This is a genomic window from Streptomyces sp. NPDC059534, assembly GCF_042743475.1.
Taxonomy (GTDB): Bacteria; Actinomycetota; Actinomycetes; order Streptomycetales; family Streptomycetaceae; genus Streptomyces.
Map to the genome: position 1 here is coordinate 104,865 of NZ_JBHWAQ010000002.1, position 14,199 is coordinate 119,063.

Annotated in this window: 13 protein-coding genes and 1 pseudogene; all 14 read left to right on the forward strand. The window is 69.9% G+C overall.

Translation table 11 applies throughout. The features are described 5' to 3' along the window. Positions 1-32: 32 nt before the first annotated feature. The 14 genes and pseudogenes from ACFVZH_RS02755 to ACFVZH_RS02820 all read left to right on the forward strand — a co-directional run bounded on the left by ACFVZH_RS02755 (position 33) and on the right by ACFVZH_RS02820 (position 14,197). On the forward strand, positions 33-617 hold the full coding sequence (locus tag ACFVZH_RS02755; RefSeq protein WP_384892094.1) for a hypothetical protein: 585 nt from the start codon (positions 33-35) through the stop codon (positions 615-617). Between the two features lie 12 nt (positions 618-629). Next, entirely contained in the window at positions 630-1,586 is a 957-nt protein-coding gene (locus tag ACFVZH_RS02760; protein WP_384892097.1) for a phage major capsid protein, read from the forward strand. A gap of 29 nt (positions 1,587-1,615) precedes the next feature. Then, a complete protein-coding gene (locus ACFVZH_RS02765; protein WP_384892100.1) occupies positions 1,616-2,605 on the forward strand; it encodes a glycosyltransferase family 4 protein in 990 nt (329 codons plus the stop codon). Positions 2,606-2,614: 9 nt separating this feature from the next. Beyond that, entirely contained in the window at positions 2,615-3,025 is a 411-nt protein-coding gene (locus ACFVZH_RS02770) for a hypothetical protein (RefSeq protein WP_384892103.1), read from the forward strand. A 122-nt stretch (positions 3,026-3,147) separates the two neighbouring features. Further along, positions 3,148-3,387 carry a hypothetical protein gene (locus ACFVZH_RS02775; RefSeq protein ID WP_384892106.1) on the forward strand — a complete coding sequence of 80 codons (240 nt, stop codon included), beginning with the start codon at positions 3,148-3,150 and terminating at the stop codon, positions 3,385-3,387. A 53-nt stretch (positions 3,388-3,440) separates the two neighbouring features. Further along, a complete protein-coding gene (locus ACFVZH_RS02780; protein WP_384892109.1) occupies positions 3,441-3,767 on the forward strand; it encodes an HK97 gp10 family phage protein in 327 nt (108 codons plus the stop codon). Continuing rightward, positions 3,767-4,168: a hypothetical protein gene (locus tag ACFVZH_RS02785; RefSeq protein ID WP_384892112.1), complete on the forward strand. Its 402-nt coding sequence runs from the start codon at positions 3,767-3,769 to the stop codon at positions 4,166-4,168. The genes ACFVZH_RS02780 and ACFVZH_RS02785 overlap by 1 nt, the downstream gene beginning before the upstream one ends. Positions 4,169-4,239: 71 nt before the next feature. Then, positions 4,240-4,827: a phage tail protein gene (locus ACFVZH_RS02790; protein WP_384892115.1), complete on the forward strand. Its 588-nt coding sequence runs from the start codon at positions 4,240-4,242 to the stop codon at positions 4,825-4,827. A gap of 97 nt (positions 4,828-4,924) precedes the next feature. Further along, on the forward strand, positions 4,925-5,257 hold the full coding sequence (locus tag ACFVZH_RS02795) for a hypothetical protein (protein ID WP_384892118.1): 333 nt from the start codon (positions 4,925-4,927) through the stop codon (positions 5,255-5,257). 65 nt (positions 5,258-5,322) lie between these two features. Beyond that, a complete protein-coding gene (locus ACFVZH_RS02800; protein ID WP_384892121.1) occupies positions 5,323-5,673 on the forward strand; it encodes a hypothetical protein in 351 nt (116 codons plus the stop codon). Positions 5,674-5,694: 21 nt separating this feature from the next. After that, a complete protein-coding gene (locus tag ACFVZH_RS02805) occupies positions 5,695-10,185 on the forward strand; it encodes a hypothetical protein (protein WP_384892124.1) in 4,491 nt (1,496 codons plus the stop codon). Next, positions 10,185-12,422 carry a hypothetical protein gene (locus tag ACFVZH_RS02810; protein WP_384892127.1) on the forward strand — a complete coding sequence of 746 codons (2,238 nt, stop codon included), beginning with the start codon at positions 10,185-10,187 and terminating at the stop codon, positions 12,420-12,422. The genes ACFVZH_RS02805 and ACFVZH_RS02810 overlap by 1 nt, the downstream gene beginning before the upstream one ends. 127 nt (positions 12,423-12,549) lie before the next feature. After that, positions 12,550-13,517: pseudogene (locus tag ACFVZH_RS02815) on the forward strand (DUF5047 domain-containing protein). Then, on the forward strand, positions 13,514-14,197 hold the full coding sequence (locus ACFVZH_RS02820; protein WP_384892130.1) for a hypothetical protein: 684 nt from the start codon (positions 13,514-13,516) through the stop codon (positions 14,195-14,197). The pseudogene ACFVZH_RS02815 and the gene ACFVZH_RS02820 overlap by 4 nt, the downstream one beginning before the upstream one ends. Positions 14,198-14,199 lie beyond the last annotated feature (2 nt).

The window sequence follows — 14,199 nt, forward strand, 5'->3', positions numbered from 1 at the left end:
GCCTTTCTCAGCCCCAGGAGGGCGACATCGCCATGCCCGAAGAGCCCCAGACCGAGCAGGTCGAACAGCAGCCGCAGGAGCAGGACTCCGCCCAGGAGGCGGACGGCAAGAAGGACCCCTGGTCCGATCCGGAGGCTGCCCGCAAGGAGATCGAGAAGCTCCGCCGGGAGGCAGCCGGCCACCGCACCAAGGTGCGCGAGCTGGAGCCTCTGGCCGCCAAGGCGAAGGAGCTGGAAGACGCGCAGAAGTCGGAGGCTGAGCGGCTCACCGAGCAGCTCGCTGCCGAACGAGAGCGCGCCACCAGCGCGACACGCTCGGCGGTCACGGCCAAGGTCGAAGCCCTCGCCGCGAAGACCTTCGCGGATCCGACGGATGCCGCCAGCGCCCTGAACCCGTCGGACTACGTCGACGACTCAGGTTCGATCGACACCGACCGGATCAAGGCCGATCTCGACGATCTGCTTCAGCGCAAGCCCCACTGGGCGAAGGCCCCTGAGGGTCCGCGCCGACCGGCGCCGGACCGCACGCAGGGCTCGTCAGGCAACGGCAACCGAACCCCCAACAGCCCCGAACAGGAGTTCGCGGGCTGGATGAACCGGGCCCTCAACGGCCGCTGAGAGAGGTAGACCATGGCTGCTACGCCGCCCATCAAGCTGTCGGACATCGATCCGACTTTCCTGCCCGAGACTCTGGTCGGGCCCATCTTCGAGAAGTCCGTCGAGCAGTCGGCGGTCATGTCGCTGGCCAAGCGCGTGCCGCTGTCGATGACCGCGAACACCGCGGTCCCGGTGCCGCTGGACGTGCCGACCGCCGACTGGGTCGAGCAGGCCGGCCGTAAGCCGATCAGCACCGGCGGCGTCGACATCAAGATGATGACCGGCAAGAAGATCGCCGTCCTCATCCCCGTGGCCATGGAGGTCGCGAACTCCAACGCCGCCGGCCTGTGGACGCAGCTCCAGCGCGACCTGCCGACCGCCTTCTCCCGCGCCTTCGACCGCGCCACCATCCACGGCAAGACCATGAAGGGCGCCACCGGCCCCTTCCCGGACTACTTCGCCGAGACGACCAAGTCGGTCACCATCGGCGGAACGACCCAGGCGAACGGCGGCATCTGGGGCGACCTGGTCAAGGGCCAGAAGGAGATCATCGACGACGACTGGGACTACACCGGCACCGTCCTCGACAACCGGATGAAGCCCAGCCTCCTCGGCGCCACCGACACCACCGGCCGGCCCATCCTGGTCGACACCACCCAGCCGGGCACCGGCGCCGCCCTCGCCGGAACCCTGGTCGGCGAGCCGGTCGCCTACTCCCGCGCGGTCTCCGGCAAGCTCCGCCGCCAGTCCAGCACCATCGACACCGGCCTGCGCGGCATCGGCGGCGACTGGTCCCAGGCCGCCTACGGCGTCGGCATGGACATCACCGTCAAGATCTCCCGCGAGGCGACCTACATCGACGAGGACGGCGGCGTGCACTCCGCGTTCCAGGAGAACCTCGTCCTCCTGCTGGCCGAGGCGTACTACGGCTTCGTCCTCGGCGACGTCGAGGCGTTCGTGAAGTACCTGGCCGCCGGCGGCGCTTCCTGATGCCGGGCGTGGAGGGTGGCCGGGCGCCGATGCGGATCGTCGCCCGGCTGCACGGCTACCCGCCGCGCCACAACGCCGGGGCGGAGTGGATGGCCCACTCGATGCTCCGGGCTCTGGTCGAGCGGGGCCACGAGGTGTCGGTGTGGCTGTCGCGGTACACGGGCGACCGGGAGGCATACGACCTCGACGGCGTCCATGTGGTTCCGCTGGAGACGCGCCTGGACGCTGCCTCTGCCATCCGGCATGCCGACGTGGTCGTCGCACACCTGGAGAACGTGCCGTCGGCGGGCGCCCTGGCCCGCGGCTACGGCAAGCCGCTGGCCGTGATCGTCCACAACACGCACCTGCCGTCGTTTCGGCACATGGCCGCCGGCGACACGGCCCTTGCGGTCTACAACTCCCAGTGGATGGCACGCGAGGCGGAGCTGTTCTTCGCCGAGTACCCCAAGAGCGTCCGTCCGGCCGGCGAGATCATCGTGCGGCCGCCGGTGTTCGCGGAGGAGTACCGGGCGAAGCCCGGCTCCAAGGTCACGCTGGTCAACCTCAACGAGGAGAAGGGCGGCCGGCTCTTCGAGAAGCTCGCTCGCCGCATGCCCGACGTCGAGTTCCTGGCAGTCCGTGGCGCCTATGGCGAGCAGGTCGTCCCCGATCTGCCGAACGTCGAGGTGCTGGACCACATGTGCGGCCACGACATGCGGGAGCGGGTCTACAAGTGGACCCGGCTGCTGCTGATGCCGTCGTCGTATGAGTCGTGGGGGCGTGTCGGTGTCGAGGCCCTTGCATCCGGTATCCCAGTGGTCGCGCACCCGACGCCGGGGCTGTGCGAGTCGCTCAGCGAGGCGGGCATCTTCGTCGACCTGCATGATGTCGACGGCTATGAGGCGGTCGTGCGGAAGCTGCTTTCGAATCCGGCGGAGTACCGGCTGGCGGCCAAGCGAGCGAAGGCCCGCTCGGCCGAGCTCGACCCGACGCCCGATCTGGCGGCCTGGTGTGAGGCCGTGGAGGCCCTGGCCCGATAGGAGGCGACGATGACGTTCGTGCCGCCCACCGCCGAGGAACTGGCGCTCTATCTCGGGCTCGCCGAGATCCAGGGCGAACGGGCTGACCTCCTGATCGCCCAGGCTGTCGCGCTTGCGGAGTCGGTGGTCAAGCCGCTACCGGACCAGGCCACCGCGGTGGTTCTGTCTGTCGCTGGCCGCGCCTACACCAACCCCCAGCAGGTCACTTACGAGACGATCGGCCCGCAGTCGATTCAGCGGCCGGCAGGCTCTGGGGGCCTGTACTTGGGGAAGGCGGACAAGGCGGCCCTGAAGGCTCTGGCTGGTCGAGGCGGCGCGTTCACAGTCGACCCGACGCCGGCGGACGCCGACCCCTCGCCTACGTGGCCGGTCGATGTTCGCTACCCGGGGGAGCCTTACGAGCCGGGCTGGGGGCACTGATGCCAGGCCCGTACCCCTTTGGTGAGGACGTGGTGCGGCTGCGGCGCGGGTCGTCGCCGGGCCGGGACCCTCGAGGCCAGCCGATCCCGGGGCCGCTCGTTGAGACCACGGTCGCCGGGTGTGTGGTGACGCCGCGGCAGTCGACTCCGCAGGTCGGAGGCGATGAGCAGCAGGCCCGGGACACAGTGGTCGTCGGCTGGACGGTGTACGCGCCGTCGGGGTCGGACTGGCTCACCACCGACCAGGTCCGCATCCGAGGGCAGGTGTGCGAGATCACCGGCGAGCCGGGCGACTGGGGCCGCAGCGTGTTCACCGGCACCCCGGGCCCGGTGCAGTTCGCAGCGGACCGGGTTACTGGCTAGCCGCGCACCTGCTTGACGTCCATATCGCCCCCTGGTGAGTAGAGGTGGTCATGATGCCCGCGAAGTTCAAGATGTCCAAGCGGGGCGTCGGGCAGCTGCTCCGCAGCGACAAGGTGCTCGCGGAGATGGTCCGCCGCGCCGAGGTCATCAAGGGTGTAGCGGAAGGCATCGCGCCGGTCGGTGGGCCGGGCGACCCGCACCGCGGCCAGTACAAGGCATCGTTCTTCGTGCAGCCGGTTCGCCGCGGCGGCCGCCGGAAGGACCGGGCCGTCGCGATCGTCGGGAACACTGCCCCGTGGGGCGCCCATGTCGAGTACGGCACCGAGAGGGTCACGGCCCATCACGTGCTGTTGCGTGCGGCCCAAGCGGGAGGCCGCTGATGGCCGGTGTCGGCAGCGTGGATATCGAGCTGGAGCTCATCCAGTGGCTGCAGGCCAAGGCCGCCCCCGGCGTCGTCGTCCGGGACGAGGTCGACAACCAGTTGCTGGCCGAACTGCCCACGATCCAGGTGCAGCGACTCGCGGCGGGCGGCGACGACGGCTTCCGCCTGGACCGGGCGCTGGTCGACGTGGACGTCTACCACTCCACCCGCGGTGAGGCCATCGCCCTGGCCGCTCAGGTCCGCGGCTGGCTGCTGACGGACCTGCCGGGGGCCGTCACCGCGGCTGCCGTCTTCGGCCGCGTCAGCACCGCCTCACCCCCAGCGGTGCGCCCCTACGAGAACACCGCCCTACGCCGTGTCGGCGCCACCTACCAGATCTACAGCCACCCGGTCTCCTGACCGGTTCAGGGCCCGCGCCGGACCCACCACAACCCGCCCGAGCGCGGGCCTCTTCCATGTCTGGAGACACCATGGTCAACATCACCCGCGCCGCAGATCTCACGATGGTCGGCGCAAACGGCGGCGGCTGGGTCGCCCCGGTCGGCACAGCCTCGCCCGCCTCCCCGCTCGCGCAGCCGGCCGCCCCCTGGCAGGCACTCGGGGCGATCTCCGACGACGGCCTGGTCAACGGCTGGGACGAGGAGTCCCAGCAGTTCACCCCGTGGGGCCTGACCTCCCCGTTCCGTACCCAGATCACCCAGAGCGTGCGGACCTTCGGGCTCACGGTGTGGGAGACGTCCCGCCTGCCGGTGATGTCGCTGCACTACCGCATCGACGAGGCCGACCTCGAGCCGGACGTCGGCGGCCTCACCAAGTTCGCCGAGACCGCGTCCCCCGTCCCGGACCGGCGGAGCTTCTGGTTCCTCGTCATCGACGGCGAGAACTACCGCGGCTTCTACGTTCCCGAGGGCGAGATCAACGAGCGCTCCGACGTGACGTACAAGCAGGACGAGATGTCCGGCTTCGAATGGACCATCACCACCTACCCGGACGCCGCCGGCAACACCGTCTACCACGTCGACAAGATCCCCGCGACGCCCAGCGACCCGCTGAGCTGACCCTCGACCGGGTGGGCGGGTACACCGTCGGCGCGGGCCGCCCGCCCACCCTCCCCCTCTCCTTCCGCCCGCGCCACGACCAGGAAAGGCCCGCGCCATGACCACGACACACACTCCCGCCACCCCCGCCGAGGCCCAGGAGACGGAAGCCACCGGCCACTACGTCACCGCCGCACTGGCCGGCAAGGACGTCGAAGCCGTCCCGGGCGGAGCCTGGCGGCAGTCGACCATGCGCAAGCTGCGCACGGGCGACATCGACGGCTTCATGGAAGACGTCCTGAGCCCCGGCTCCTACGAGCTGTACCTGGAGCTCGACCCGACCAACGACGAGGTCGGCGACTTCGCCAACGCGGCCGGCGAGGCGTCCGGCGAGCAGATGGGAAAGTCCAGTGGACCGTCGGCGTCGTCGAGGCGCACGCGGAGGAAGTAGAGGCCGACCTGGCCCGCTACTACCCCCGCGACGCCGACCAGATCGACGCCTGGTGGCGTGGGGAGATGTCCTCCCGCCGCCTGCGGGTCCTGATCCAGAGCCTGCCTCCGGAGTCGGCCACGATGACAGCCCTGCGGAACGCCCTGCCCGCGGAGGACTACGAGCGGCAGGCCCGCGGAGGCAAGCCGGAGGAAGGCCGCTGGTCGATGGCCGAGCAGCTCTTGGCCGGCATCTCCGATGGCATCCGGGATCTGCAGTACATCCTCGTGGTCGCCAACTCCGACGGTAAGGGCCGTAAGCCTCGCCGTCCGGAGCCGATCCGCCGGCCGGGCGTCGCGCCCAAGCAGCAGCGCGAACCGATGACCGATGCCGCCGCCGACCGTCTCTTCCAGCTGATCAACGGGGGCGCGGCCTGACGCGCGGAAGGGAGTCTTTCCGTGGCGATCCAGGTCGGTTCCGTCGAGGTCGACGTCGTCCCCAACACCCGCGGCATCTACGCCCAGCTGCGTGCCGGGCTGGTCCCGGCCGCGACCCGCGCCGGTGAGGATGCGGGCACTGCGGCCGGGCGGAGCTTCGGCCCGGCCATGCAGCGGCAGGTCGGCGACGTAGGTCTGCGGATCGGCGAGGAGATCGGGCAGCAGATCGCCACACGGCTGACCGCCTCGCTTCGGGACTCGGTCCGGGACGGCGTGAACCAGGCCGGCCGGGCCGCCCGGCCTGCTGCCGCACGGCAGGGTGACGAGACGGCAGGCGCGTTCTCCAGGTCTCTCAAGACGCGTCTGGAGGCCGCGTTCCGGGCACTGCCGAAGCTGAACATCGACGCCGACACCTCGGAGGCCGACGCCGATCTGCAGGCCCTGCGCTTCCGCATGGAGACGCTGGCCGGCAAGCGGATCGGCATCGACATCGACTCGACCGAGGCGCGGGCCGAGATCCGGCTCATCGAGGCAGAGCTCACCCGACTTGGCGCCAGCCACCCCAACGTCCAGGTCCGGGCCGACACCGCGGCCGCCCTCGCCGAACTCGGCGCCGTCCATGCGGCGATCGACGCTGTCGACGGGAAGCGAGCCCGCGTCGACGTCGACACCGCAGGCGCAGTGTCGGCGGTCCTCCAACTCGCTGTGGCGATCGGCGGTCTCGCGGCGATTCCGGCGATCCCGGTGCTGGCGGCCGGTATCGGCGCGATCGGCTCGGCCGCAGTGGCCGCCTCGGTCGGCGTGGGCGCTCTCGCCGCGGTAGCCGTTCCGGCTTTCGTCGGTATCGCCGGCGCTCTCCAGGCGCAGAAGGCGGCGCAGGACGCTTCGACGGCGTCGTCACTGCGCGGGTCCCAGGCCGCCTCTCAGGGGGCGTCCAAGGCGCTGCAGATGGCCGGCGCGCAGCAGGCTCTGGCCGCCGCCGAGCGCAACGGGGCGCGCCAGATCGCTCAGGCGCAGGAGCAGGTACGGCAGGCCAAGCAGGCCGCCGCCGACGCCGTCGTGCGCGCTGCGGAGCGCACACAGGATGCCGCACGCGCTGTCGAGGACGCCGAGCGGAACCTGGCCCGCTCTCAGCAGGACGCCACGCGCGCTCAGCTGGACCTGACCGAGGCGCGCGAGCAGGCCGCGCTGGAGCTTGAGGACATGCAGTCCCGACTGGCTGGGGCCGAGCTCGCCCAGCGGGATGCCGCCCTTGGCGTCAAGGAGGCGCAGCTGGAACTGCAGCGGGTCACCGCGAAGGGCTCCAAGGCGACCGAGATTGAGCGGGAGCGTGCCCAGCTTGCCTATGACCAGGCCGTCCAGCGGCTCGGCGACCAGACGACGGAGACCGGCAGACTCAAGACCGAGACCGAGGAGGCCGCCCAGGCCGGCGTCGAAGGATCCGACACGGTCACCGCCGCCCAGGAGCGTCTGGCCGGTGCCCAGGAAGAGGTCCAGACCCGCACCCTGGCCGTTGCCGACGCCCAGAAAGAGGCCGCCAAGGTCCAGGTGCAGGCCGCCCGGGATGTCACCGAGGCTCAGGGGCGTGTAGCCGAGGCGACCGCCAACGTTGCTGTCGCACAGCAGGCCGCAGCCGACTCAGTGGCGTCCGCGCAGCGCCAGATAGCCTCCGCGTCGATCCAGGCGGCCGGGGGCGTCGATCAGGCTGCCATCGCGCAGGCCAAGTACCAGCAGGCGCTGGCCAAGCTGTCACCGGCGGCGCGCGGCACCATGGACGCCTTCCTGTCCCTGAAGTCTGCGTTCAGTGACTGGTCAGCCAGCCTGCAGCCCACCGTCATGCCCCTGTTCACCCGGGCTCTGAACGGGCTGAAGAACAGCCTCCCCGGCCTCACTCCCTTCGTCCTCGCTGCGGCGGACGCGATCGGACGCCTCCAGGACCGTGTCTCGCGAGGCTTCCAGAGCCCGTGGTGGAAGCAGTTCAAAACGGAGCTCGCCGGCGCCGTCGGCCCCGCCATCGAGGGCCTTGGCATCTCCTTCGGCCGCGTCTTCAAGGGCATGGCCGGCATCATCGACGCCTTCCTGCCACACATGCAGTCCATCTCCGATCGCATGCAGGCCATCACGGGACGCTTCGCGGCCTGGGGAACGAGCCTGAAGGGCACCGAGAAGTTCGAGCGTTTCCTCTCCTACTCTTCCGAGCAGGCGCCCATCATCGCGTCCGCCCTCGGCGACATCGGCAACGCCCTGTACCAGGTGGCGAAGGCATCCTCGCCGCTGTCCGGGCCCGTCCTGAAGACGCTGGGCGCGGTCGCGTCGGCTCTCGCGAGCATCGCGGAGACGCTGCCGTGGCTGATCCAGCTCATGTACGCGGCGTGGGTTGTGACGAAGCTCTGGACGCTGGCGATGATCGCGTTCAACCTCGTCATGGCGGCGAACCCCATCACGCTGATCATCATCGGCATTGTGGCGCTCGTCGCCGCGGTCATCTACGCCTACAAGAACTTCGCCTGGTTCCGCACGACGGTTCAGACCGTGTGGAAGGCGATCCAGGTCGCCGTCCAGTGGGCATGGGACAACGTCCTCAAGCCGGTCTTCGACGCTCTCGTGACTGCCTTCAAGTGGATCGGTGACACCGCGGTCTGGCTGTGGCAGAGCGTGCTGAAGCCTGTGTTCGACGCGATCGGGTACGGCGCCCGCATCGTTGCGACGATCATCCTCACGGTCCTGATCGCGCCGATCGTGATCGCCTTCAAGGCGTTCGCGGTGGTGGCGACGTGGCTGTGGGACACCGTCCTCAAGCCGGTCTTCGACGCGATCGCTGCCGCTGCCGTGTGGATGTGGGACACCGTCCTCAAGCCCGCTTTCGAGCAGCTGGTCACCGGGCTCAAGGCGATCGGAGCGGTCGCAAGCTGGCTGTGGGAGAACGTCCTCAAGCCCACCTTCACCTTCATCGGCGACAAGGCCAAGTGGCTGTGGGCCAACGTCCTCAAGCCGACGTGGGACGCCCTGCGGGCCAGCCTGCAGATGATCGGCGACAAGGCCAAGTGGGTGTGGGAGAAGGTCCTTTCTCCGACGTTCACGTGGATTGGCGACAAGGGCAAGTGGCTGTGGGACAAGGCCCTGAAGCCGGCCTTCGACAGCGTGAAGAAGGGAATCGACGCTGTCGGCAAATCCTTCGACGACGCCAAGAGCTTCATCGACAAGGCGTGGTCGAAGATCCAGGACATCGCGAAGAAGCCCGTCCGCTTCATCATCGACAAGATCTACAACGCGGGCATCGTCCCCACCTGGAACATGATCGCCAAGGCGTTCGGGGCTCCCGAGATCAAGCCCATGCGGACAGAGGGCTGGGCGACGGGCGGTGTCCTGCCCGGCTACACACCCGGCCGCGACGTCCACAAGTACACCTCCCCGACCGGCGGTTCCCTGGAGCTGTCAGGCGGAGAGGCGATCATGCGGCCCGAGTTCACCCGCGCGGTGGGCTCCGGCTTCGTCAACAGCGTCAATGCCATCGCCCGCAGCCGCGGCATGGCCGGCGTGAAGTCCGCCCTGGCGCCGGCGCTCGGGGGCAGTGCCCCCATGAGTACCGACCGCACCCTGAAGTACGCGGACGGCGGCATCTTCGGCTGGATCGGCGAGAAGGCGGCCGGAGCGGGAAGCGCTATCTGGAACGGCATCAAGACCGGCTCGAACTGGCTGATGGACACCGTCGAAGCCTCGGCGCGCGCCGGGCTCAACGGCGTCGTCGACCCGCTCCTGGCCGAGTTCCCCGGCGCCGACACCAACCTCGGCCGGATGCTGCGCCGGATCCCCACGAAGATCGTCGACTCGATCTTCGGCTACTCGAAGGAGGCCGACAAGCGGGGAGCCGGCGGCATCGGTGGCCCCCGGATCCAGTCAGCCCTGTCCTGGGCCCGCACGCAGGCAGGACTGCCCTACCAGTGGGGCGGCAACGGCAACCCGTCGTGGGACTGCTCCGGCTTCATGTCGGCGATCGAGTCCAAGATCCGGGGCGAGAAGCCTCACCGCCGGTGGGCCACGGGCGCTTTCTCCGGCAAGACGGCACCTCCCGGGTGGGTCCTGGGCGGCAAGAGTCCCTTCATGATCGGCGTCACGAACGCCGGCGTCGGCCACACCGCGGGCACGCTCGGCGGAGTGAACGTCGAGAGCCGCGGCGGAGACGGCGTTGTGGTGGGCCCCCGGGCCCGCGGCTACCACGACCCGCTCTTCAAGGACGTGTACAGCTTCCAGCCCGGGACGTTCGACTCCGGGGGCTACCTGCAGCCCGGCTTCAACCTCGCCTACAACGGCACCGGCCGGCCCGAGCCGGTCTTCACTGCGGCACAGGCCAGCGCTCTGACCCGGATGGCCGGGCAGAACAACGGGCTCGCCGACATGTCTCTGCAGGTGCTCATCGACGGCGAGCCGGTCCGCGCCATCGCCCGGGCCGAGATCCGGGCGGCGAACGGTGAGCTGATCCAGGTCCTGAACGCAGGGGGAGGAGGTCTCTGATGCCGATCCCGGGCAACTACCTGTCGGAGTCGACGTCGACCATCGAGCCCACTACGGGCGGCTGGACGTCGATGCTGAACTGCACGCTCCTGCGCGGAACGGGCGGGACAGCAGGCGACGGAACGCTGCAGATGCGTTCCGTCGCATCCGGCGAGATGCGATGCCGCACGGTGGCCTCCTACCCGGTGCTGCAGGGTGTCGAGTACCTGGCCTTCGCGGACGCCTCCGGCGCTACGGTTCCCGAGCGGATCGGCATCCGGTGGCTGACGGAGACGTCCACGGAGATCAGCATCACCTGGTCTCTGACGACGGCGGCCGCCTCGGCGACATGGCACCGGATCGCGGTGGCGGACTGGGCACCCGACGGCGCCGCGTTCGCCCAGATCCTCTTCTCCTCCACCCCTGCGGCCGGCTCCGTCAACTCCTTCTTCGACAATGTCTACTTCGGTCTCCCGCAGCGGACCACGGGCAACTTGCTGTCCGCCAACGTGGAGACCTCGGAGCGGGCGGCGCTGTGGGAGTACGGGGCTGCCTCGAACGCCTCGGTCACCCGCACCATGCCCGCGGTGAACTGGTCCCCGACCATCTACACCTCAGGCGGTCACGTCGCCACCATGACGGTGACCGCGAACGGAAACGCCGAGTTCAGGTCCACCGACCTGCCGGCTGTGACCCCGGGCCAGCAGTACCTTGCCTACGCCCACCTCGCGCCACCCGTCAGTGGCACGAGCGCGTGGATCGAGATCCGCTTCTACGACGCCGCCTTCGCTCAGATCCAGGCGACCCGCGCCGTCCTGAACGCGCCTGGAACCGGCTGGTACCGGCAGCGAGTCTCTGACTTCGCCCCGGCCGCCGCCGCATACGCCACCGTGGCGTTCGGTCTGACCAGTGCCACCGCGGGACAGGTTCTGCGCACCGACGGAGCCGTGCTGGGCATCGCGCCCGACATGGAAGCGGGCACGATCCTTCCCTACACCGACGGCGACTTCGAAGCCGGCACCGGCTCCTGGACCGTCGCCTCCGGCGTAGCCACGATCACCCGCACCGTGCCCTGGGGCACCGCGTCGAGCTCGGGCTCCTACTCGATGACGCTGGCATCGGCGACAGCCACCACCTCGGTCATTCGCTCCGGCCGCTTCCCGCTCAAGGCCCAGGGCACGCAGCGCGCACAGATCTACACCCTCGTCGCCGCCGGCAGCTGGACCCTGGCCCGCGGTATCCGCTGGTACAACGACGCCGGCACCGACCTCGGACTGAGCATGGCGGCCGCGACGGCCGTCCCCGGCACCGGCTGGTGGCGCCTCACCTTCGACGCCAACCCGGTCGTCGGCGCCACGCAGGCCGCCCTGGAGATGAGCTTTACGGCCACAGCCGTCTCCTCGACTCTGCGCATCGACCGGGCCGCGCTGTGGCAGGCCCTGCCGATCTTCGAGGTGACGCCGGTGGAGTCCACCGGCTCCGTCTCCCTCATCCTCCGCGAGCAGGTCATCGGCCGGCTGCTCAGCATGTGGCGGGTCACCCCCGACGGGACTCGCACCCTCGTGCGCGGCCCCAGCGGGCTGGTCCAGCTGATGCCGATTACCGCCACCCCGATCGTCATCGAGGACTACGAGGCGCCGATCGGGGTGCCCGTCCGGTACGAGTACGAGGTCTACAACGTCGGTAGCACCACGCCCATAGTGACCGGCGAGTCCACCGGCAAAGTCACCGTGCCGACCGGCGACCCCAATGAGACCTGGTTGAAGGACCCTGGCTATCCGCAGCGCAACATACGGGTGCTCGTCAAGCAGGCCCCGAGCTGGCAGCGACCCATCTCTCAGGGCGAGTTCCGGGTGCGGCGCAGGCACAACTCGGTGATCCTCTCCGACGTCCGCGGCGGCCTGGAAGGGGACCTCGTCATCTGGACCCGGACCGACGAGGAACGCAAGAACCTGCACTGGCTCCTCGATGACGGCCACACCCTCCTGTGGCAGGCCGCGCCCGGCATGGGCGTCGACGACATGTACGTCGCCGTAGGTCAGGCCACCGAAGGCCGCGTCGTCCCCTATGCCCGGGAGCTGTGGCGGGAGTGGACGCTGCCCTTGAGGCAGCAGGACATGCCCGTAGCGCTGGGCGTCTCCGGATCGGCAGGCCGCACCTGGCAGGACATCCTCACCGAGAACGCCACGTGGGGCGACGTCCTGGCCCGGTACGCGACATGGGAAGACGTCCTCCTCAACCGGCCGACAGGAGGGTGACGTGTATCCCGTATCCGCCCGGTTCCTGGCCACGATCGTCGAGTCGCACGCCCCGATCACCGAGGTCACGCTGTACCGCACCGACGGAAAGGTCGAGCCGCTCGACCACACAGGCGGCTCCGTGTCGGTGGACCGCAAGTCCGCCGCCCGCAGAACCTGCACCGTCACCCTGGCCGACACGAGCCTCATCCCGCGGTCCGACAGCGACCGGCTGGCCGTCTACGGCGCCAAGCTCCGCATCAGCCGCGGCGTCGACTACAGCGACGGCACCAGCGAACTCGTGCCGCTGGGCATCTTCCGCATCGACGAAGTGGGCGGCGACGTCGACGAAGGGCCGGTGACCATCCAGGGAAAAGCCTGGAGGCGGTGATCACAGACGACAAGTTCACCGCCCCCTGGCGGGCCACCGGCGGAGCGATCAGCGCCGTGACCGCACTCATCCGCCGCAGCCTCCCCGACGCCGCGATCGACAGCACCGCTGCCGTCGACGCCACCATCGGCGCCCGCACCTGGGACGTCGAAGGCGATCCCTGGCAGGCGGCCACCGAGATCGCCGCGGCCATTGGCTGCGAGGTCTACGCCGACGCGGACGGAGTCTTCGTCATCGCGCCTCTGCCCGACATCCTCGCCGCCACCCCGGCCTGGACCATCGGCGCCGGCGAAGGGGGCGCCTACGTCCAAGCCAGCCGCACCATGACCGCCGACGGCGTCTACAACGGCGTCCTCGCCCGGGGCGAGAGCACCGAAACTGCATCGGCGCCGGTCAGTGCACTCGTCGTCGACGACGACCCGGGATCACCCACCTACTGGAGCGGGCCCTACGGACACCGGCCCGCCTTCTACTCCAGCTCCACCCTCACCACCTCAGGCGCCTGCATCCAGGCCGCCACACTCCAGCTGCGGTCTGCGAAAGCCCCCAACGCCTCCGCCGACATCTCCAGCCTCCCCAACCCAGCCCTGGCCCCCGGCGACGTCGTCCGCATCGTCTACCCGGACGACAGCAAAGAGCTCCACCAGATCGCCGCCTTCTCCGTCCCCCTCGACGTGGGCGGCTCCTTCACCCTCCGCACCATCTCGGCGAAGGAGGGCACGTGACGACCACCCCTCGAGACCTTGCGGCAGCGCTCAACCGGCAGGCCGTGCGGTCCGCCGGAGCCCAGCCGGCGGTGCGAGGAGGGGATTGGCGCCTAGCGACCGTGGACACCGTCGGCTCTGACGGGACCGTCACCACCACCGACGGGATCGTCGCCCGCCGCTTCGGCACCTACCTGGACCCGGCCCCCGGCGACCTCATCAAGGTCTCCGTGTCGGGCGCTGGCAGCTGGCTCGCGATGGGGCGCCTGGGCGCCGCCGATTCGGGCAGCACCTGGACTGCGTACACCTCGAGCTTCACGGCTGCCGGCGGTGGGGCCGCGCTCGGCAACGGGGTGCTCGACACCGAGTACACGCTCCGCGGCGACGAGTGCCATGTCCGTATCTCCTTCGTGGCCGGCAGCAGCACCACCTTCGGCACCGGGGCCCTTCGCTGGGGGTTGCCGTTCACGGCGGCCGCCTTGCCCAACGCGCTGATGTTCTGGCCGGGTGCGGCGATGTGCGTCGACGCCACCGTCGCCTACTACCCGGGCGTGAGCCGAGTCCTCGGCTCGACCAACTACATCGTCGGCATCACCGGCACCGCAAGCGGCGGCACCGCCAACGAGTGGCGCGGAATCACGCCGTTCACCTGGGGAAACGGCGACGGCGCCAGCCTCGAAGTCACCTACCGCGTCGCCTGATC

What these genes read in the sequence shown, in the direction of transcription:
- ACFVZH_RS02755 (WP_384892094.1), top strand. Translation starts at nt 33, where the DNA reads ATGCCCGAAGAGCCCCAGACCGAGCAGGTCGAACAGCAGCCGCAGGAG.
- ACFVZH_RS02760 (WP_384892097.1), top strand. Translation starts at nt 630, where the DNA reads ATGGCTGCTACGCCGCCCATCAAGCTGTCGGACATCGATCCGACTTTC.
- ACFVZH_RS02765 (WP_384892100.1), top strand. Translation starts at nt 1,616, where the DNA reads ATGCGGATCGTCGCCCGGCTGCACGGCTACCCGCCGCGCCACAACGCC.
- ACFVZH_RS02770 (WP_384892103.1), top strand. Translation starts at nt 2,615, where the DNA reads ATGACGTTCGTGCCGCCCACCGCCGAGGAACTGGCGCTCTATCTCGGG.
- ACFVZH_RS02780 (WP_384892109.1), top strand. Translation starts at nt 3,441, where the DNA reads ATGCCCGCGAAGTTCAAGATGTCCAAGCGGGGCGTCGGGCAGCTGCTC.
- ACFVZH_RS02785 (WP_384892112.1), top strand. Translation starts at nt 3,767, where the DNA reads ATGGCCGGTGTCGGCAGCGTGGATATCGAGCTGGAGCTCATCCAGTGG.
- ACFVZH_RS02790 (WP_384892115.1), top strand. Translation starts at nt 4,240, where the DNA reads ATGGTCAACATCACCCGCGCCGCAGATCTCACGATGGTCGGCGCAAAC.
- ACFVZH_RS02795 (WP_384892118.1), top strand. Translation starts at nt 4,925, where the DNA reads ATGACCACGACACACACTCCCGCCACCCCCGCCGAGGCCCAGGAGACG.
- ACFVZH_RS02800 (WP_384892121.1), top strand. Translation starts at nt 5,323, where the DNA reads ATGTCCTCCCGCCGCCTGCGGGTCCTGATCCAGAGCCTGCCTCCGGAG.
- ACFVZH_RS02810 (WP_384892127.1), top strand. Translation starts at nt 10,185, where the DNA reads ATGCCGATCCCGGGCAACTACCTGTCGGAGTCGACGTCGACCATCGAG.